At 45.0% G+C, this 307-nt stretch carries 1 rRNA gene; it reads left to right on the forward strand.

Annotated features, from left to right (window positions below):
• Window positions 1–153: 153 nt before the first annotated feature.
• A 23S ribosomal RNA gene (locus NE473_RS30905) occupies window positions 154–307 on the forward strand; the annotation flags it as partial.

The raw sequence follows: 307 nt of genomic DNA on the forward strand, positions 1-307 counted from the left end.
TCAAGACATCCGAGGTGTTATATCGTAACAGATATAACCGAAAATTATAAACTCGTTGTTGCTGTAACGTACAGCGATAACAAACCTAAGACCAGAGATTCAACGCTATGAATCTTAGATGAGTAATCCGCACCCGCAGATGAAAATCGAACTGGTTAAGCTAAAAAGAGCGCAGGGTGGATGCCTTGGCACTAAGAGCCGATGAAAGACGTGATAAGCTGCGAAAAGCTTCGGGGAGGAGCAAATATCCTTTGATCCGGAGATATCTGAATGGGGAAACCTGGCTGAGCAAACCTCAGTCGGCGTA

The sequence above is a fragment of the Hungatella sp. SL.1.14 genome (genome assembly GCF_024460495.1).
In the GTDB taxonomy this organism is placed as follows: Bacteria; Bacillota; Clostridia; order Lachnospirales; family Lachnospiraceae; genus Hungatella; species Hungatella hathewayi.